Origin of the sequence: Klenkia sesuvii (genome assembly GCF_037083825.1) — a bacterium.
Lineage (GTDB): Bacteria > Actinomycetota > Actinomycetes > Mycobacteriales > Geodermatophilaceae > Klenkia > Klenkia sesuvii.
Window position 1 is genome coordinate 14272 of sequence record NZ_JBAPLU010000032.1, and the last position, 19030, is coordinate 33301.

At 74.1% G+C, this 19030-nt stretch carries 17 protein-coding genes; 6 read left to right on the plus strand and 11 right to left on the minus strand.

The window, feature by feature from the left end:
- Positions 1-40: 40 nt before the first annotated feature.
- The 3 genes from TEK04_RS20045 to TEK04_RS20055 are packed head-to-tail and all read right to left on the minus strand — an operon-like array spanning position 41 to position 1399.
- Entirely contained in the window at positions 41-385 is a 345-nt protein-coding gene (locus TEK04_RS20045; RefSeq protein ID WP_336406137.1) for a DUF202 domain-containing protein, read from the minus strand.
- Entirely contained in the window at positions 382-759 is a 378-nt protein-coding gene (locus TEK04_RS20050; RefSeq protein WP_336406138.1) for a YidH family protein, read from the minus strand. The genes TEK04_RS20045 and TEK04_RS20050 overlap by 4 nt, the downstream gene beginning before the upstream one ends.
- Positions 752-1399: a TetR/AcrR family transcriptional regulator gene (locus TEK04_RS20055; protein WP_336406139.1), complete on the minus strand. Its 648-nt coding sequence runs from the start codon at positions 1397-1399 to the stop codon at positions 752-754. The genes TEK04_RS20050 and TEK04_RS20055 overlap by 8 nt, the downstream gene beginning before the upstream one ends.
- Before the next feature lie 226 nt (positions 1400-1625).
- On the opposite strand from TEK04_RS20055, the gene TEK04_RS20060 reads away from it, so the two are divergent.
- From TEK04_RS20060 to TEK04_RS20080, 5 genes are all read left to right on the plus strand, one after another.
- Complete coding sequence (locus TEK04_RS20060) at positions 1626-4085, plus strand: glycoside hydrolase family 3 protein (protein ID WP_336406140.1); 2460 nt, start codon at positions 1626-1628, stop codon at positions 4083-4085.
- 69 nt (positions 4086-4154) lie between these two features.
- Positions 4155-4940 carry an alpha/beta fold hydrolase gene (locus TEK04_RS20065; protein ID WP_336406141.1) on the plus strand — a complete coding sequence of 262 codons (786 nt, stop codon included), beginning with the start codon at positions 4155-4157 and terminating at the stop codon, positions 4938-4940.
- 44 nt (positions 4941-4984) lie between these two features.
- Entirely contained in the window at positions 4985-6250 is a 1266-nt protein-coding gene (locus TEK04_RS20070; protein ID WP_336406142.1) for a cation:proton antiporter, read from the plus strand.
- A 117-nt stretch (positions 6251-6367) separates the two neighbouring features.
- Positions 6368-7786 carry a hemolysin family protein gene (locus TEK04_RS20075; protein ID WP_336406143.1) on the plus strand — a complete coding sequence of 473 codons (1419 nt, stop codon included), beginning with the start codon at positions 6368-6370 and terminating at the stop codon, positions 7784-7786.
- A complete protein-coding gene (locus TEK04_RS20080) occupies positions 7783-8808 on the plus strand; it encodes a CNNM domain-containing protein (RefSeq protein ID WP_336406144.1) in 1026 nt (341 codons plus the stop codon). Before TEK04_RS20075 ends, TEK04_RS20080 begins: the two co-directional genes overlap by 4 nt.
- 55 nt (positions 8809-8863) lie before the next feature.
- Here the strand turns inward: TEK04_RS20080 and TEK04_RS20085 are convergent, their stop codons facing one another.
- The 7 genes from TEK04_RS20085 to TEK04_RS20115 are packed head-to-tail and all read right to left on the minus strand — an operon-like array spanning position 8864 to position 17327.
- Entirely contained in the window at positions 8864-9643 is a 780-nt protein-coding gene (locus TEK04_RS20085) for an enoyl-CoA hydratase/isomerase family protein (RefSeq protein ID WP_336406145.1), read from the minus strand.
- A gap of 35 nt (positions 9644-9678) precedes the next feature.
- A complete protein-coding gene (locus TEK04_RS20090) occupies positions 9679-10674 on the minus strand; it encodes an acyl-CoA dehydrogenase family protein (RefSeq protein ID WP_336406146.1) in 996 nt (331 codons plus the stop codon).
- A gap of 3 nt (positions 10675-10677) precedes the next feature.
- Entirely contained in the window at positions 10678-11868 is a 1191-nt protein-coding gene (locus TEK04_RS20095; protein WP_336406147.1) for an acyl-CoA dehydrogenase family protein, read from the minus strand.
- On the minus strand, positions 11865-14015 hold the full coding sequence (locus TEK04_RS20100) for an acetate--CoA ligase family protein (RefSeq protein WP_336406148.1): 2151 nt from the start codon (positions 14013-14015) through the stop codon (positions 11865-11867). Before TEK04_RS20100 ends, TEK04_RS20095 begins: the two co-directional genes overlap by 4 nt.
- Positions 14012-15637 carry a flavin-containing monooxygenase gene (locus TEK04_RS20105; protein ID WP_336406149.1) on the minus strand — a complete coding sequence of 542 codons (1626 nt, stop codon included), beginning with the start codon at positions 15635-15637 and terminating at the stop codon, positions 14012-14014. The genes TEK04_RS20100 and TEK04_RS20105 overlap by 4 nt, the downstream gene beginning before the upstream one ends.
- Before the next feature lie 26 nt (positions 15638-15663).
- Positions 15664-16572 (minus strand): SMP-30/gluconolactonase/LRE family protein, encoded by a 909-nt coding sequence (locus TEK04_RS20110; protein ID WP_336406150.1) that lies wholly within the window; start codon positions 16570-16572, stop codon positions 15664-15666.
- Positions 16569-17327, minus strand: coding sequence for an SDR family NAD(P)-dependent oxidoreductase (locus TEK04_RS20115; RefSeq protein WP_336406151.1), 759 nt, complete (start codon positions 17325-17327; stop codon positions 16569-16571). The genes TEK04_RS20110 and TEK04_RS20115 overlap by 4 nt, the downstream gene beginning before the upstream one ends.
- A 136-nt stretch (positions 17328-17463) precedes the next feature.
- On the opposite strand from TEK04_RS20115, the gene TEK04_RS20120 reads away from it, so the two are divergent.
- On the plus strand, positions 17464-18213 hold the full coding sequence (locus TEK04_RS20120) for an IclR family transcriptional regulator (RefSeq protein WP_336406152.1): 750 nt from the start codon (positions 17464-17466) through the stop codon (positions 18211-18213).
- Positions 18214-18232: 19 nt separating this feature from the next.
- On the opposite strand, the gene TEK04_RS20125 is transcribed toward TEK04_RS20120, so the two are convergent.
- Positions 18233-18802 carry a nuclear transport factor 2 family protein gene (locus TEK04_RS20125; RefSeq protein WP_336406153.1) on the minus strand — a complete coding sequence of 190 codons (570 nt, stop codon included), beginning with the start codon at positions 18800-18802 and terminating at the stop codon, positions 18233-18235.
- Positions 18803-19030: the final 228 nt, after the last annotated feature.

Consider the following 19030-nt stretch of genomic DNA (forward strand, 5'->3'; position numbering starts at 1 on the left):
ACCTACCGATCGCTCGGTAGGGGTGCCAGGGTCGTGCGCGTCAGCCCCCCAGCACGAAGGCCAGGGCCAGTAGACCGACCAGCAGGCCGGAGCAGGCGAGCGCCGCGATCGGCAGGCCGGCCTGGCGGACGCCGGTGAGGTCGCCGTGGGTGGTGAGGGATCCGTGCACGACGCGGTAGCGCCGGCGGGCCACCACGGTGACGAGAGCCGCCTGGGCGAGCCCGATCGCTGCGGCTGCCAGCGCGGGCGTCCCGAGCACCGGCGCCGCCAGCCGACCGGCCCCGACGGCGCCGACCGCCATGGCCAGCGCGGTGCGCCGCCAGGCCAGCGCCGTCCGCTCGGCCTGCAGCCCGACGTCGAAGACCGGGCCGGACAGTGCGTTCACCGCAGCACGAGCCCGACCAGCACCAGCAGGCCGGCCACGGCGACCCCGATGGCGGTGGGCAACCCCAGCCGCGGGGAGGGCAGTGGCCGCGATTCACGCATGGCCCGCTCCGTGGCCACCCAACCGAGCCACGCCTGCACGGGGGCCAGCAGGCCGAGCACGACGAGGAGGAGCGCGCTGGCCAGCCGGATGCCCTCGGCGATCGGCAGGTCCAGCGCCTCCAGCGCCACCCCGGCGGCCAGCAGGGCCAGCGAGGTGCGCATCCAGGCCAGGAAGGTCCGTTCGTTGGCCAAGCTGAAACGGGGGTCGGGCTCCTCTCCCCGCCCGTAGACCCGTTGCGGGAAACGACGGTCCCGCGCCTGTGCGTCAGTCATCCGACCGGTCGCCACCGTGGCCGGCCGCCACCCCGGCCGCCACCCCGGCTGCCGCCGACAGCCGAGCCAGCCGCCGCCGCAGCAGGCCGCACATGTCGACGGGAGGGCGCATCAGCCACTGGAGCTGGAGCCCGTCCATCAGCGCGACCAGCTCCGAGGCGAGGTCCTCCGGGACGTGCACGGGGTCGATCAGACCCTTCTGCTGGTCCAGCTCGATCCGGGCGGCGAGCACCTGCCGGATGCGCTGGTACCGGCGCTGGAAGAACTCGTGCGCCGGGTGAGCCGGGTCCAGGCTCTCCGCGGCGGCGACCGTGTAGAGCTGGACCAGCTCGGGCCGCTGCGCGTTCTTCGCGCAGAGCACCACCAACCAGTCCACGACGCTCGGGTCGGCCTGCTGGAAGACCTCGTCGAGGTAGCGCGCGTCCTCGGCGTCGCGTTCCTCCAGCACCGCCAGGATCAGGGCCTGCTTGCTCGGGAAGTGGTGCAGCAACCCGGGCTGGGAGACCCCGACCCGGGTGGCCACGTCGGCCAGGCTCGTGCCGTGGAAGCCGGTCTCGGCGAAGGCCTGGGCAGCCGCGGTCAGGATCTGCTGACGACGCTGCGTCCGCGGCAGGCGCAGCCCCTCGATGCGTTCGGCCACCACTGAACAACCCCTTGCCACCGACGGACGATGTGCGGGTGCTGTGCCCCGTGGGCGAGATCATGCCATGCAGGTGATCGCTTACCGAGCGATTGGTAGGCCCCGTACGGGTGAGACCAGCGCGAGCACTCGTCTGCCTACCGAATGGTCGGTAGGTCGGTTACGGTGGGCCGGATCACTCCTGCCGCCCTGCCAGCACCGAGGCCGGCCTGACCGAACGGATGCCATGACCCACACCCAGGCACGCGCCGACCAGGCTCTCCCCGATCGAAACCTCACCGACGCGCTGGCGGAGCTGACCCTCGAGGAGAAGGTGCAGCTGCTCACCGGCCGCGACTTCTGGACCACGTGGCCGGTGGAGCGGATCGGCCTGCGCCGCATGCTGGTCTCCGACGGCCCCTCCGGGGTCCGCGGCGAGCTGTGGGACGAGCGCGACCCCTCGCTCAACCTGCCCTCGGCGACCGCTCTGTCGGCGGCCTGGGACGTCGACGTCGCCCGTCGGTACGGCGCCGCCGCCGCCGTGGAGGCACGGCGCAAGGACGTCGACGTCGTCCTCGGCCCCACGATCAACCTGCACCGCTCCCCCCTGGGTGGCCGGCACTTCGAGGCCTTCAGCGAGGACCCGGTGCTCACCGGCGAGCTCGCCGCCGCCTACGTGACCGGGGTGCAGGACAACGGCGTCGGCGCGACGCCCAAGCACTACGTGGCCAACGACTTCGAGACCGAGCGCTTCACGGCCGACGTCCGGGTCGACGACCGCACGCTGCGCGAGGTGTACCTGCTGGCGTTCGAGAAGGCCGTCACCGACGCCCGCGCCTGGCTGGTGATGAGTGCGTACAACTCGGCCAACGGCGCCACGGTCACCGAGAACGAGCTGCTGGAGACCCCGCTGAACGACGAGTGGGGCTTCGACGGGGTGGTGGTCAGCGACTGGACGGCGGTGCGCAGCCTGGCCTCGGCGAAGGCGTCCCAGGACCTGGTGATGCCCGGGCCCAAGGGCCCGTGGGGCGACGCGCTGGTCGCCGCCGTGCGCGACGGCACGATCGACGAGGCCGTGGTCGACCGCAAGGTGCTGCGCCTGCTCACCCTGGCCCGGCGGGTCGGGGCCCTGGGCGGCGGCCGCCCGGCGGAACCGGTCTGGGTGGAGGACGGCGTCGCGTTCGCCCGGGAGGCAGCCGCGGAGGGCACCGTGCTGCTGGAGAACCGGGGTGAGCTGCCCTGGGACGCCGCGGCGCTGCGCTCGGTCGCGGTCATCGGCGACAACGCATCCGCCGTCCGCACCCAGGGTGGCGGCAGCGCCACCGTCGTCCCGGAGTCCACCGTCTCCCCGCTGGAGGGCCTGCGGGCCGCGCTGCCGGGCGTGGACGTGAGCTACTCCCTCGGCGCGGTCGTGCGGAGCGGGGTCGTCGAGCTCCCGCTGGCCGAGCTGACCAACCCGGTCAGCGGCACCCCGGGACTGCGCGCCCGGTTCCTGGACGCCGACGGCACCGAGCTGTTCAGCGAGGACCGGCGGGCGAGCAACCTGGTCTACTTCGGCGGCGACGCACCCATCGGGACCGCCGCCCGCTACGAGCTGAGCACCCGCTGGACCCCGACCGAGTCGGGCCCGGTCCGGCTGGGCTTCTCCCTGGTGGGCCACGCCCAGCTGTTCGTCGACGGCGAGCGGCTGATCGACGACACCCTCACCCCGGCGGGCACCGAACTGGGGGCCGGCTTCCTCAGCCCGCCCAGCGCCTCGGCCGAGGTGGTGCTGACCGCAGGCACGCCGGTGGACGTCCGGCTGGTCCTCGACCTCGTCGACCGGACCGGGGTCAACCCCGCCACGCTGTCGCTGTGGTTGGGCACCGAACCCGCCGACGCCGATCCCGATGCACTGATCGCCGAGGCGGCCCGGGCCGCCGCCGCGGCCGACGTGGCACTGGTCGTCGTCGGCACCAACTCGGTGGTGGAGTCCGAGGGGTACGACCGGGACTCCCTGGCCCTGCCCGGCCGGCAGGACGACCTGGTCCGCGCCGTGACCGCCGCCAACCCCCGCACCGTGGTCCTGGTCAACGCCGGGGCGCCGGTCCTCCTGCCGTGGCGGGAGGACGTCGCAGCCCTGCTGATCGGCTGGTTCGGCGGCCAGGAGTTCGGCAACGCCGTCGCCGACATGCTGCTCGGGGTCGCCGAGCCGGGCGGGCGGCTGCCCACCACCTGGCCGGCCACCGAGGCCGACGTCCCGGTGCTGGACTGCACACCCGTCGACGGCGTCGTCGAGTACGCCGAGGGGATCCACGTCGGTTACCGGGCCTGGCTGCGGTCCGGCGCGCAGCCCGCCTACTGGTTCAGGAGCGGGCGGGGGTACGGCGACCTCGAGCTGTCCGGCGTCGAGGCGCCCGACCGGGCCGCCCCCGGCGAGGTGGTGACCGTGACCGTGGAGGTGACCAACCGCGGTGACCGCGACGGCAAGGAGGTCGTGCAGGTCTACGCCGAGCGGCCGGACTCAGCGGTCGACCGCCCCGTGCGGTGGCTGGTCGGCTCGGCCGCCGCGCGCGTCCCCGCCGGCGAGACGGCCCGCGTCGAGGTCGCCGTGGACACCCGGTACCTGGCGTACTGGTCCGACGCTGGCAGTACGAGGCGGGTGACCACCAGCTCCGGATCGGCACCTCGGTGGTCGACCTGCCACGGACGACGACCCTGCAGCTGACGGCCTGACGGCGGCGACGGGGACACCCTGCGTGGATGACGTGGGGGGCCGGCCGGGTAGGAGCGACGGATGGATCTCACCGCGCACCGCACCGGTTCTGGACCTCCGCTCGTCCTCGTGCACGGCCTGGGCGGGTCCTGGCGGTCCTGGGAGACCGTGCTGCCCGCCCTCGCCGCCGAACGGGAGGTCCTCGCCGTCGACCTCCCGGGCTTCGCCGGGGACACCCCACCGCTGCCCGACCCGTCGCTGGCCGGGCTGACCGACACCCTCGAGAGCTGGCTGCGCGAGCAGGGACTCACCGACGCACCGCTGGTGGGCAGCTCGATGGGTGCCCGGATGGTGCTCGAGCTGACCCGCCGCGGGGTGGGCCGCCACGTCGTGGCCCTGGACCCGGGTGGCTTCTGGAGCGACCGCGAGGCGACCGCCTTCCGCATCAGCCTGTCGGCCTCCATCGCGCTGCTGCGCCGCATCGACGGCGCGCTGCCCGCGCTGCTGGCCAGCCCGGTCGGCCGCACCGCGCTGCTCCCCCAGTTCTCCGCCCGCCCCTGGGCGCTGGACGGCGACGCGGTCACCCGTGAGCTGCGCGGCTACGTCCGGTCGCCGTCGTTCGACGCCCTGCTCGAGGACCTGGCCCGGGGCCCCCGCCAGCAGCCGGCCCCGGCCGGGACCGCCCGGGGCCGGCTGGTGATCGGCTGGGGACGGCGTGACCGCGTCACCCTGGCCCGGCAGGCGGCCCGGGCCCAGCGCGCCTTCCCCGACGCCGAGCTGCACTGGTTCGACTCCTGCGGGCACTTCCCCGTGTGGGACGCACCGGCTGCGACGTCCCGGCTCGTCCTGGACGCCACCGCCGGCTGACCCGGGCCCGGTTGCCCGGGGGGCCGACCGGGCACCGACACCCGGTGACCACCACGATCCTCGTCGTCGGCCTCGCGGTGCTGGCCTTCGGGCTGCTCGCCGGGCGGCTCAGCGGCACCCCCATCACCATGCCGATGGTCTTCACCGCCGCGGGGCTGGTGCTGGGCCCCGGGGTGCTCGGCATCGTGGAGTTCGGCGTCGGCAGCGAGGTCGTGAGCGTGCTGGCCGAAGCCACCCTGGTCGTCGTCCTGTTCACCGACGCCTCCCGGATGGACCTCCGCAAGGTCCTGGGCGAGCACCAGCTGGCCCTCCGCCTGCTCGGCTTCGGGCTGCCGCTCGCGGTGCTGGTCGGCGTCGGCGTGGGCCTGCTGCTGTTCCCCGAGATGCCGGTCGCCGCGGTCGCCCTGCTGGCGGTGACCCTGGCCCCCACCGACGCCGCGCTGGGCCAGTCCTTCGTGGGCAACGACGCGGTGCCCCTGCGGATCCGGCAGACGCTCAACGTGGAGAGCGGCCTCAACGACGGGCTGGCCGTCCCGTTCCTCACCGTGCTGCTCGACGTCGCCCGGGACGACACCGACTCGGCGCTGGGCTACGTCGGCCTGGTCCTCCAGCTGGTCGGCCTCGGTGTCCTGGTCGGGGCGCTGACCGGCTGGCTGGGTGGGCGGCTGCTGACCTGGTCCTCCTCCCGGAACTGGGCGACGGGGACCACGCAGCGGCTGGCCACCGTCGCCCTGGCCGCGATCGCCTACGCCGGCAGCGAGGCCGTCGGCGGCAACGGGTTCGTCGCGGCGTTCACCGCCGGGCTCGTCGTGGGGACCACGGCGCGCTCGCTGCTCCCCCGCACGACCGGCTTCGCCGAGGCGGAGGGCCAGCTGCTGACGCTGCTGACCTTCCTGCTCTTCGGTTCCGTGGTGGTCGCCGACATCGCCGGGGACCTGGACTGGCGCACGGTGGCCTACGCGGTGGCGAGCCTGGCGCTGGTCCGCCCCCTGGCGGTGGCGCTGTCCCTGCTCGGCAGCCGGGTCCGGGTCGCCACGACCGGGTTCATCGCCTGGGCCGGCCCCCGCGGCCTGGCCTCCATCGTCTACGCCGTGCTGGTCGCCGACTCCGGCATCCCCGGCGCGGACGAGGTCTTCCAGGTGGCGGCCTGGACGATCGTGCTGAGCATCGCGCTGCACGGGCTCACCGCCGCCCCGCTCAGCGCCCGGTACGGGGCCCACATGCGCCACGCGGGGCCCGGCAGCCCCGAGCGGTCCGCGGTCAGCCATCTCCCGCTGCGCCTGCCGCCCGACCGCGACCGGGACGCCTGACCCGGGACGGGGGCGCGGAGACCGGGCCGGCGCAGGTCACCCTGGCTAATCTTCTGCCATGCCCCCGCGAGCGCACCGGCGCCCCGCTCCTGCCCGATCGACGCCGGTGGCCGCTCGGTGAGCGAGGTGCTGCTGCTCCTGCTCGGCGTCGTCCTGATGTTGGTGATCATCGCGGCCAACGGCTACTTCGTGGCCCAGGAGTTCGCCTACATGTCGGTGGACCGGAACCGGCTGGCCTCGCGGGCCGACGGCGGTGACGCCGCCGCCGGCCGCGCGCTGAAGGTCACGGGGCGGACGTCGTTCATGCTCTCCGGCGCGCAGCTGGGCATCACCGTCACCGGCCTGCTCATCGGCTTCGTGGCCGAGCCCCTGGTCGGTGAGTCCCTCGGTGGGCTGCTCGGCGGCGGGAACGCCTCGGCGGTGACCATCTCGATCACCACGGCCGGGGTCCTCGTCGTCGCCGCCGTGGTGCAGATGCTGATCGGCGAGCTGTACCCGAAGAACCTGGCCATCGCCAACGCCGAGCCGATGGCCCGCTGGCTGGCCCGCTCCACCCTGGTCTACCTGGCGGTGTTCGGCTGGCTGATCTCGCTGTTCGACAAGTCGGCCAACCTGCTGCTGCGGGCGGTGCGGATCGAGCCCATCCACGACCTGGACACCACCGCCACCGCCGAGGACCTCGAGCGCATCGTCGCCGACTCCCGGGACAGCGGTGACCTGCCGCTGGAGCTGTCCATGCTGCTGGACCGGCTGCTGGACTTCCCCGACCAGGACGCCGAGCACGCCATGGTGCCGCGCGGACGGGTGGCCACGGTCAACCCGGAGACCACCGTGGAGGAGGTGCGCGCCCTCATGCGGGACGCGCACACCCGCTACCCGGTCATCGACGGCGACGACCAGCCCGCCGGCGTCGTCCAGCTCACCGACCTGCTCTCCCCCGCCATCGACCCGCAGACCCCGGTCGCCGACGTCATGCGGCCCCCGCTGGTCATCCCCACGCTGATGCCGCTGCCGGCCGTCGCCGAGGAGTTGGCCACGGCCGGGCAGCAGCTGGCCTGCGTCGTCGACGAGTTCGGCGGGTTCGCCGGCATCCTCACCGTCGAGGACCTCGGCGAGGAGCTGGTCGGGGAGATCACCGACGAGCACGACACCGACACCCCCGAGCTCATCGTCGGGGACTCTCCCGACGAGTGGCGGGTGGACGGCGCCGTGCACCTCGACGAGCTGGCCCGCTCGCTGGGCCACCGGCTGCCTGAGGGCGACTTCGAGACCGTCGCCGGGCTGCTGATCTCCGAGACCGGTGAGCTACCCGAGGTCGGCCGGGTGGTCACCGTCGAGCTGCCCGAGGACCTGTCGGAGGTCGTCGACGAGGACCGGGTCGACCGGCTGCTGGAGATGGAGGTGCTGGGCATCGAACGGTTCGTGCCCAGCGAGGTCCGGGTGAGGCTGCTGTCCCGCCCGCACGTCGAGGACGAGGACGACGACGGCGCGACCCGGGCCGGGCACGTCCAGGAGACGGTGGAGGAGTCCCGGTGAGCGCCCTGGTCGTCGTCCCGGTCACGGTCGTGCTGATCGTGCTCAGCGGGTTCTTCGTCATCATCGAGTTCGCCCTGCTCGGGGCCCGCCGGCACCGGCTGGAGCAGGAGGCGGGCACGTCGCGGTCGGCCCGTTCGGCCCTGCGCGGGATGAACGAGCTGACCCTCATGCTCGCCGGCGCCCAGTTGGGCATCACCGGCTGCACCTTCGCCCTCGGTGCGGTCACCAAGCCGGCGGTGGACCACGCGCTGGCCCCGGTGCTCGAGGACGTCGGCCTGCCGGCGTGGCTGGCCGGGGGGACGTCGTTCGCGCTGTCCCTGCTGCTGGTCACCTTCCTGCACCTGGTGGTGGGCGAGATGGCGCCCAAGTCGTGGGCCATCGCGCACCCCGAGACCGCGGCCAAGGCGGTCTCGCCGCCGGCGCGGGCGTTCGTCACCGTGCTGCGCCCGGTGCTGCTGGGCATCAACCAGCTGGCCAACCGACTGGTGGCCGCCAGCGGCGTCACCCCGGTCGACCGGGCCGCGGCCGGCGGCCAGGACACCGAGACGATCCGGCACCTGGTGGAGCAGTCAGCCAGCCGGGGTGCGCTGGAGACCCCGGTCACCACCCAGCTGTCGGCGGTGCTGGAGCTGGAGGAGCTGACCGTGGGCGACCTGCTGCCCCAGCGCCGGGAGGTCGTCTCGGTCCCCGCCGGTGCCACGGTCGGCCAGGTGCAGGAGGCCGCCGACCGCAGCGGTCACCTCCGCATCCTGCTGTCCACCCCCGACGGTGCGCTGCCCGAGGTGGTGCACGTGCGGGACACCCTGGGTGCCGAGCTCGCCGAACCGGTCGGTGACCGGGCCCGGCCGACCCTCGTGCTGACCTCGCAGACCCCGGTGTACGAGGCGCTGTCCCGGATGCGCCAGCGCGGCGAGCAGCTGGCCGTGGTCACCTCCGGCGACCAGGTGGCCGGGGTGCTGTCGGTGTCCGACGTGCTGCAGCGGGTCCTGCCCAGCGCCGACCGGCTGCGCGCCGAGCGGTAGGACGACGACGAGCGCGGCCCGGGGGTCCGGGCCGCGCTCGTCGTGGGGAGGTCGCTCAGGCGTCGTCGCGGAAGACCGGCGCCCGCTTCTCGGCGAAGGCGGCCATGGCCTCCTTGCTGTCGGGGTGGCGGGTCATCTCGACGGTGAGGTTCTGCTCGAACCGGTAGCCGTCCCTGAAGCCCATCGTCTCGACCGTGTTCAGCGCCCGCTTGGCCATCCGGATCGCGGCCGGGCTCTTGGACGCAATGGTGCGGGCCATCTCCAGCGCGGTCGGCATCAGCTGGTCGGGGTCCACAGAGGCCTCGATGATGCCCCGGCGCTCGAGCTCCGCGGCGGGGATGCGGGCACCGGTGAGCACCATCCGCCGGGTCAGCCCGGTCGGGAAGATCCGCATCGTGTGCTTGACCCCGCCCATCAGGCCCACGTCGATCTCCGGCAGGCCGAAGACGGCGTTGGTCGAGGCCACGATGATGTCCGAGCAGACCGCCAGGCCCATCCCGGCGCCCAGCGCGGGGCCGTTGACCGCGGCGATGACCGGGACGTTCATCTCCATGATCACGAACCCGACCTCGCGGGTGCGGCGCAGGTGCCGGTAGGTGTCCCCCGGCTGCCCCTGGCCCACCTTGGCGCGGGACTTCAGGTCCGCCCCGGCCGAGAAGCACTTGCCGTTGCCGGTCAGCACCACCGCCCGCACACCGGGGGTCTCGTTGAGCTCGTCGAAGACCGAGATCAGCTCCTCGGTGAACTCCCTCGACTGCGCGTTGACGGGGGGCGCGTCCATCGTGACCACCGCGACGTGGTCCTCGATGGTCGTCTTGATCAACTCGTTCTGCATGTCACTCCTCGGTGCTGGTCGTGCCGGCCGGGCGCTCACCCGGCATGGGCGAGGTCCCGGTACCACTCGTTGGTCGTGCCCTCCAGCAGGCGGGCGCCCAGGGCCGACAGGTCACCGCCGGCGTCGCCGTGGGCGACGACGCTGCGGATCTGGCGCAGGTGACGGTGCACGGGGACCTCCCAGGTGAACCCCATGCCGCCCATCACCTGCACGGCGCTCTCGGCGACCCCGGGGGCCGCCGCGGCCGCGCCGAGCCAGGCGGCGTCGCGGGCCAGGTCGTCACCGGCCGCGCTGCCCACCGCGCGGAGGACGGCGTTGCGCATCGTCTCCACGGCCAGCCGGTCGCGGGACATCCGGTGGCGCAGGGCCTGGAACGCCGACAGCGGGCTGCCGAACTGCACCCACCCGTCGGCGTGCTCGACGGCCAGCTCCAGGCACCGCGCCGCGGACCCGGTGAGGAACGCCGCGCGCAGCACCTTCGCGGTGCCGCGCAGGGCGTCCATCGCCTCGGCCGGCAGCTCGACGCCCTCGACCTCGCCGGTCACCCGCACGGTGGCGGTGCCGAGCTCGAGGTCCAGCCCGCCGTCGTCGGCGGCGGTCAGCTGACCGGCCGGCACCAGGACCGCACCGCCGTCGGCGCGCAGGAGCAGCACGTGGTCGGCCTCCACCGCGCCGGGGGCCTGCCCGGCCACGCCGTCCTCGGCCGTGCCCGACCAGGCGACGGTGACCACCGTCGCGCCGGTGCTGATGGCCTCGGCGAGCTCGGGGGCCGGGGTGGCCAGCGCCTGGGCCAGCAGGACCGACTCCACCAGGGGGTGGCCCAACAGGCCGTGGCCGGCGGCCTCCAGCACGGGGACGGCGAAGCGCAGCGGCAACCCCAGGCCGCCGACCTCCTCGGGGGCGAGCAGGCCCAGCAGGCCCGTCTCGGCGAGCACCGCACCGCGCGCGGCCAGCCCCTCGGTGCGGGCGCACTGGGCGACCGCGGATGCGGCGGCGTCGGCGAAGTCCGCCGGGTCGAGTTCGTCGGACACGGCTCAGGCCCTCCTCTTCAGCTTCAGGATCTGCTTGGCGATGATGTCGAGCTGGATCTCGGTGGTGCCGGCGTAGATGGTCTCCGCGCGGCTGGCCAGGTAGACGCGCTGCATCCGGGCGCGCAGGTCCTGCAGCGGCTGCCCGGCACCGGGCGGCAGCACCGAGACCACGTCCCACGCCAGCTGGGCGAAGCGCTGGTGCGCCTCGGACCAGTACAGCTTCGGGAAGCTGCCGCGCGGGCCGATCTCCTCGCCCCCGTGCAGCACCTCCACCAGCTGCTCGACGTGGGCCTTGAGCAGCTCGGCCTCCACGCGCAGCTGCGCCAGCGGCCGGGCGTGCTCCTGCAGGCGGGCCAGCGCCCGCGGGTCGGTGCGGCAAGCGGCCACGAGGTGGTCGATCTCGCTCTCGAAGCGCCACGCCCGGTACATCCGGTTGGTCGCGCGCTCGATGGTCAGCACGCGGGTGGCGGCGGCCCACCCCTCGTCGGGGGCGCCGAGCACGTCGGCGTCGTCGACCAGGACGTCGGAGAAGAACACCTCGGCGAAGGAGCGCTCGCCGTCGATGGACTGGATGTCGCGCACCTCGATGCCCGGGGTCTGCATCGGCACCGCGAGCAGCAGCAGGCCCTTGTGCCGGTCCTCGGGCGAGCCGGTGTGCGCCAGCAGCAGGCACCGCCGGGACTTCGACGCGCCGCTGGTCCAGATCTTCTGGCCGTTGACCCGCCAGCCGTCGGCGGTCCGCTCGGCGCGGGTGCGCAGCGAGGCCAGGTCCGACCCCGAGCCGGGCTCGGAGAAGCCCTGGCACCAGATGTCGTCCATGGTCAGGATCGCCGGCAGCCACTCGGACTTCTGCCGCTCGTCGCCGACGGCCATGATGATGGGGCCGGCCAGCTCCTTGCCGATGGAGTTCACCGCCTCGGGCATCGGCGCCCGTCCGATCTCCCGGTTGGCGGCCAGGTGCTCCAGCAGGCTGCGGCCGTGCCCGCCGTACTCGGTGGGCCAGGTGATGCCGGTCAGGCCGGCGCGGTGCTGGGCGGCCTCGAAGGCGATGAGGTCGGCCAGCGGCGCCGGGGTGCCCAGCGCGCGGTCCAGCCGCAGCTCGTCGGTGAGGTTGTCGGCCAGCCACGTGCGGGCGTGCTCGCCGTAGGCCTGCGGTGTGTCGGGCAGTACGTGCTGCTGTGCGTCCACGGTCATGCCGGGACCTCCTCGTGCTGGGTGGGCCGCGGCACGATCAGGGCGTCGAGCGCCATGGCGCCCTCACCCCGCGGGCCGGCGAGCACCGGGTTGATGTCGATCTCGGTCACGTCCTGCTGGTGGCGCACCGCGAAGCGCGACAGCGCCGCGACCGCCCGGGCGACGGCGTCCACGTCGGCCGGCGGGCGCCCCCGCGCGCCGTCCAGGAGGGGGAAGCCCTGCAGGCTGCGCACCATGTCGCGCGCCTCGTCCTCGGTCACCGGCGCCAGCCGGACGACGGTGTCCCCGAGGATCTCGGTGAACACCCCGCCCAGGCCCACCATGACCACCGGGCCGAACCCCGGGTCGGTCGTGGTGCCCAGGATCAGCTCGGTGCCACCACCCACCATCGGTGCGACCAGGACGCCGTCCAGCGCCGCGTCGGGTGCGTGGCTGGTCGCGGCGCCGGTGATCGCGGCGAACGCGGCGCGGGCCTCCTCGGCCCCCCGCACGCCCAGCGCGACACCGCCGACGTCGCTCTTGTGCAGGATGTCCGGGGACAGGATCTTCAGCGCCACCGCCCCGCCGATCCGCTCGGCGGCGGCGGCGGCCTCGTCTGCCGAGCCGACCGTCTCGGCCACGGGGTAGGGCAGCCCGGCCGCCTGCAGGGCGGCCCGGGCGGTGGCCTCGTTGCGCCAGCTGGCGGGGTCCAGCGGCGCGGCCTCCACCGCGGCGTCGGCGGTCGCGGGCGCCTCCCGCAGCCGCTCCACCCGGCCCAGGGCGGCGACCCCGGCCATGGCGGCGTCCACCGACGGGAAGCAGGCGATGCCCAGGCCCCGCAGCTCGGCGACGGCGTCGGCCGGGCCGGACAGGCAGGCCACGACCGCGCGGTCCCGGTGCCGGTCGGTCACCCGGCGCAGCCCCTCGACCATGGTGGCCCGCATCCGCGGCACGTCCATCGCCATGGACAGCATCAGGCACACGGTGGTGTTGGCCCCGTCGGACAGGGCCGCGTCGACCACCGCCTCGTACACGCCGGGGTCGGCCGACACCTGGGCGGTGGTGTCCACCGGGTTGGCGGTGGCGGCCAGGGGCAGCACCTCCCGGATGCGGGCCTGGGCGGCCTCCCCGAGCGGGTGGATGCCCACGCCGTGCCGGGCCGCGGCGTCGGCCATCATCACGCCGAACCCGCCCGAGGCGGCGACGACCGTGGCCGAGGGCTGCGCACCGACCCGGCGCCGGCCCACGACCTCCAGCGCGGCACCGACCTGCACCAGCTCCTCCAGCGACTGCACCCGCAGGGCGCCGTACCGGGCGAACACCGCGTCGAACACCTTGTCGCTGCCGGCGAGCGCGCCGGTGTGGGACAGCGCGGCCTGCTGCCCGGCCTCCGACGTCCCGATCTTGAGCACGACCACGGGCTTGCCCGCCTCGCGCGCCCGGCCCAGGGCCGCGGTCAGCCGGGCGGAGTCCCGGCAGGTCTCCAGCACCAGCAGGACGACGGAGGTGTCGGGGTCGGTGGCCAGCCAGGCCACCGCGTCGCTGGCCTCGACGTCGGCCTCGTTGCCGGTGGCCACGAACCGCGCCAGGCCGGCGCCGTGGGGGGCCAGCAGGCTCAGCGCGGCGCTGCCCAGGTTGCCGCTCTGCGACACGATCGAGATGCCGCCGGCGTCGGGGAGGGACTGCTCCAGGGCGATGGAGAAGGTGCCGATGGCCCGTTCCCGCACGCTGAACGTGCCCAGGCAGTTGGGGCCGACGACACGGATGCCGCTCTCCTGCGCCGACCGGGTCAGCTCGCGCTGCAGGGCGGCGCCGTCCGGGCCGTTCTCGGTGAAGCCGGAGCTGAGCACGACCGCGGCACCGACCCCCAGCTGGCCGGCCTCGGCCACCGCGGCGACCGCCGCCGGGCCCGGGACGGCGACCACGACGAGGTCGGGCACCTCGGGCAGGTCGGCCAGCGCGGCGAACGCGGGCAGGCCCTGCACCTGCCCGGCACCGGGGTTGATCGGGTAGACCGCCCCCGGGAAGCCGTGCTGGCGCAGCAGCCGGACCGGTCGGCCGCCGATCTTCTCGGCCGAGGACGAGGCCCCGACCACCGCGATCGACCGCGGCCGGAACACCGCGTCGAACCCGGCCCGCCGGGGGCCGGCCCCGGGCGCTGCGCTCACGCGGCACCGGCCGTGGGGGCGGAGAACTCCAGCTCGGCGTACTGCTCCTTCGCGACGGCCTGGCAGGCCGCCCGGTAGTTGTGGAACCCGCCCACGAACATCGTCAGGCCCCGCGGCTTGCCCGCCACGTTGGCCCCGGTCCACCAGGTGTTGGCCTTGCGGACCAGCGACCCGGCCGCGAGCTCGCGCACGTGGTCCATCCACCGGGTCTCGGCCCTCTCCGAGGGCTCGACCGAGGTCTGGCCCTCCTGCCCCATCCAGCCGATCAGCTCGGCGATCCAGTCGACGTCGTTCTCCGAGATGGTGATGATGTTGGCCAGCGCCGCGGGGCCGTTCGGCCCGCAGGTGGTGAACATGTTCGGGAAGCCCTCGACCATCAGGCCGAGGAACGTCTCGGGCCCCTCGGCCCACTTGTCGGCCAGCCGCCGGCCGTCGCGGCCGGTGACGTCGAAGGCCAGCAGTGCGCCGGTCAGCGCGTCGTAGCCGGTGGCGAGGATGAGCACGTCCAGCTCGGTCTCGCCGTCCTCGGTGCGCACGCCGGTCTCGGTGACCTCGACGATCGGGTGCTTGAGGCAGTCGACCAGGTGCACACCCGGGAGGTTGTAGGTCTCGTAGTACTCGGTGTCCAGGCAGACCCGGCGGGCGAGGATCGGGTACCCGCGGGGCTTGAGCGCCTCGGCGGTCTCGGGGTCCTCCACGATCCCGGCGATCTTCTCCCGCACGTACTCGGCGACCTCCTCGTTGGCCTCCTCGTTGGTCAGCAGGTCCGAGAAGCAGGCGAGGAAGGTGTGCCCGCCGTCCTCCCAGGCGTGGTCCATGACCGAGCGGCGCTGCTCGGGGGGCAGGGAGTAGAACGGCCGGGACGTCACCGGCCGGGTGCCACCGGTCGGGTTGAGCCGCATCGACTCGCGCAGCGCCGGGTAGTGGCGCTTCATCTCGGCGGTGTAGTCCGCCGAGAGGGTGTGGTTGCGCATCGGCAGCGTCCAGCTCGGGGTCCGCTGGAACACGAACAGCTCCTCGGCCGACCGGCCGACCTCCTGCACGATCTGGATGCCCGACGAACCGGTGCCGATGACGCCGACCCGCTTGCCGGCGAAGTCGACCGGGTGGTGCGGCCACTTCTGCGCGCGCAGCAGCTCACCGCCGAACCGGTCCAGACCGGGGATGTCGGGGTCCTTGGGCACCGACAGCGGGCCGGTGGCCATGATGCAGTAGCGCGCTTCGAGGACGTCGCCGGCGTCGGTGGTGACGCGCCAGCGCTGGTCGTCCTCGTCCCAGGCCGCGCCGCACACGCGGGTGTCGAACCGGAACGACGAGCGCAGGTCGAGGCGGTCGGCCACGAAGTTGGCGTAGGCCAGGATCTCGGGCTGGGCGGCGAACTGCTCGGACCAGGTCCACTCCTGCTGCACCTCGGCGTGGAAGCCGTAGGAGTAGTCCACCGACTGCAGGTCGCACCGCGCGCCGGGGTAGCGGTTCCAGTACCAGACCCCGCCCACGTCGCCGCCGGCCTCCAGGCCGACGACGTCGTAGCCCAGCTCGCGGAACTTCCAGACCGCGTACATGCCGCCGAAGCCCGCGCCGACGACGAGCACGTCGTGGCGGGTCGTGGGGGTCGTCGTCATCGTCGTTCCCTCTCGTCGTGGGTCCATCACGCGCCCCGTGCGGGGCTGGTGCCGAAGTACGGTTCGGGCAGGCCGACGACGCCGAGGCCGTCGAGGGCGAACAGGCCACCGCCGTCGGGGTGGCGGGAGACCGCGCGCCCGGTGCCGGAGTCCTTGATCGACGTCAGGTAGAGCGTCGTCAGGTCCGGTCCGCCGAAGCCGATGCAGGAGGGCAGGTCGACCGGGGCGTCCACCATCCGGTCCAGCGACCCGTCCGGGCGCAGCCGGGCGACCGTGCCGGCCGCGATCAGCGCGACCCACACCATGCCCTCGGCGTCGACGGTCGCGCCGTCGGGCCCCGAGCCCCACGGGTCGGTGTCGGCCAGCACGCGGGGCTCGCCCAGCGGCCCGGGTCCCGGGGAGTAGGGGTAGGCCCGGACCGCGTGGTCGAGGCTGTCGGCGAAGTACAGCGTGCCGCCGTCGGGGCTGAAGCACACCGCGTTGGAGATCCGGATGCCCGTGGTCAGCACCTCCACGGTGCCGTCCGGGGACAGCCGGACCAGCTCGCCCAGCGGCTCGGCCCGCACGCCCATGGTGCCGACGACGAACCGGCCCTGCCGGTCGACCTTGCCGTCGTTGAAGCGCACCCGCGGGTCACCCGGGGCGGGCACGTAGAGCGGCTCGAGCTCCCCCGTGGCCACCGTCGCCCGGTGGATCCCGTCGACCAGGGCGACCAGGACGTGGTCGGGGTCCTCGGTCAGCGCCACCGACCCGATGGTCGAGGGCACCGCGACGTCGGTGACCGCACCGGTGGCGGGGTCGAGGTACCGCAGCGCCGGACGCACCCCGTCGACCCAGTACAGCCGCTGCAGCCGGGGGTCCCAGACCGGGCTCTCCCCCAGCAGGTCGACGCCGGTCCCCACCCGGGTGGTGACCGGTGCGGACGCGGTGGTCACGAGAAGGCGTAGGTGGTGCCGCCGTCGACGAAGAGCATGTCGCCGGTGACCCAGGAGGCCTCGTCGGAGGCGAGGAAGACCGCGGCGGCGGCCATGTCCTCGGGCTGGCCGAGCCGGCGCAGGGGCACCCGGGCGCGGCGGCGCTCCCACCCGTCCTCGTCCACCACGCGCAGCGCGCCCTCGGTCTGGGTGGAACCGGGGGCGATCGCGTTGACCCGGATGCCGTCCGGGCCGAACTCGGCAGCGGCCGAGCGGGTGGCGGCGGCCACCGCGCCCTTGACCGAGCTGTACATGATCCCGTGCCGCATCGCGAGGACCGCGGCCGGCGAGGCGATGTTGACCACCGCGCCGTGACCGGCCTCGCGCATCTGCGGGACGGCGGCCTGCAGGCACCAGATGACGCCCTTGAAGCCGACGTCGATCATCCGCGAGATGGTCTTCTCGTCCTGCTCCAGGAGCGGGCCGTAGCGGTTCCACATGGCGTTGCTGACCGCGATCGTCATCGGGCCGTAGGTCTCCCGCAGCGTCGCCGCGGCGGCGAAGACGTCCTCCCGCAGGCCCGCGTTGCCGACGAGCGCGGTCGCCTGCCCGCCGGCGGCGGTGATCGCGGCCGCGGCCTCCTCGGCCGTCTCGGCCTTCAGGTCCAGGACGCCGACGGCGGCACCCTCGCGGGCGTACGCCTCGCAGATCGCGCGCCCGATGCCGCTCCCGCCGCCGGTGACGAGTGCCACCCGGCCCTCCAGCCTGCCTGCCATGCCCGCACCGTCTCCCTCGTCGTCGGCTGTGACCCGCGTTACCGCTCGTGGTCGACAGTGGCACGGGGAGCGCTCGCAGGGGTAGAAAATTCAGGAACGCGAGTGCTAATTTCGCATGTGTGAAATTGAGGGCAGCATGACGGCGGACTCCGTGAAGTCCGCCGCGCGGGCGATCGAGATCCTGGAGCACTTCCGCGTCAGCCGTCAGCCGCAGTCGATGACCGCGCTGGCCGAGGCGCTGGGCTACCCCGTCTCCAGCGCGACCGGTCTGCTCAAGACGCTGGTCGCGGGCGGGTACCTCAACTACGACCGGGTCGCCCGGGTGTACTTCCCGACCACGAAGGTGACCGGGCTCGGCGACTGGATCCCGAGCAGCCTGTTCGGGACCGGGGAGGTCATCCACGCGATGGACGACCTGCACGCCGAGACCGGTGAGGGCATCTTCATCGGCTCCCGCAACGACGTGCACCTGCAGTACATCCGCACGCGCGCCTCGACCCACGCCCTGCGCTTCCACACCGACGAGGGCAGCACCCGTCCGATCACCCGGTCGGTGGCCGGTCTGGTGCTGCTGGCCTCCACCCCGCCGGGCAAGCTCGCCACCTACGTGCGCCGGGCCAACCTCGCCACCACCGACCCCACCGAGCACACCACCCTGGCCGACGTCACCGACACCATCGAGAAGATCCAGGCGGCCGGTTACGGCTACGCGGAGGACCTGCCGTTCCCGGGCGGGGCCTCGCTGGCCATGCAGCTGCCGGTCACCGTCCAGGGCCAGCCGGTCGTCCTCGGCATGGGCGGTGTCGCCGAGCGGTTCCGCCGGGAGTTCCCGCGCTACCTCGACGCGCTGCGCCGGGCGGTGGCGTCGGTGCCGGCCGGCCCGTGACCGATGCCCCGCCCGGGCGTCAGCCGGCCTGCGGGTCGGCGCCGGGCGGGGTCTGCAGGGCCGGCCCGAAGAAGGGCACCGAGGGGTCCTCCGCACCCGGCGCGCCCCGGACCCAGGACGCCGGGCTGGGGACGGCGGGCAGGTCGGTCGTGGACTGCTCCCAGTCCAGCACCACGCGGCGGGAGGCGACGGCCCACCGACCGTCGCGACGCTCGAACCGGTCGAGGTAGCGCAGGCCTTGCAGCACCGCCTCCCCGGGCGGGGTGCCGTGCAGCTCGCGGCGGTACAGGCAGTAGGTCTCGACCAGCGCCGCGTCGCCGTCGAGCCGGATCAGCGGCGGGCCCATCTGGTGCGTCGTGGCCCGCAGGGTGCCCCGGTAGCGGTCCAGGAACTCGATCAGCCCGTCGAGGTCACCGCGGTACCGGCCGTGGTCGTCGACGGCGTCGGGGTGGTGGGTGCTGGGGATGAGCGCGAGGTCCTGCCGGTCGGCGGCGTGGGCGTAGGTCAGCAGGACGTCGGTGATCGCGGAGCGGTCGAGCAGGGCCTGCAGCTGGCTGGGCGGGACCGCCTGGTCCCGGTCGGTCGGCACGGGTGCCCCTCCGTCGGTCGTCGGGCGGTGGCCGGGTCCGGCCACGACGGGACAGTGGTACCAGCCCCACCCCACAGCCGCCGCACCTTCGCCGACCGCCTGGGACTGCTGCACGGATAGGTGACATCTGATCTGTGGTGCCGACAGGTGCCGCTGGAAGGATGCTCACCGTGCCCAAGCCCTACCCCAAGGAGTTCCGGGACGACGTCGTGAACGTCGCCCGCAACC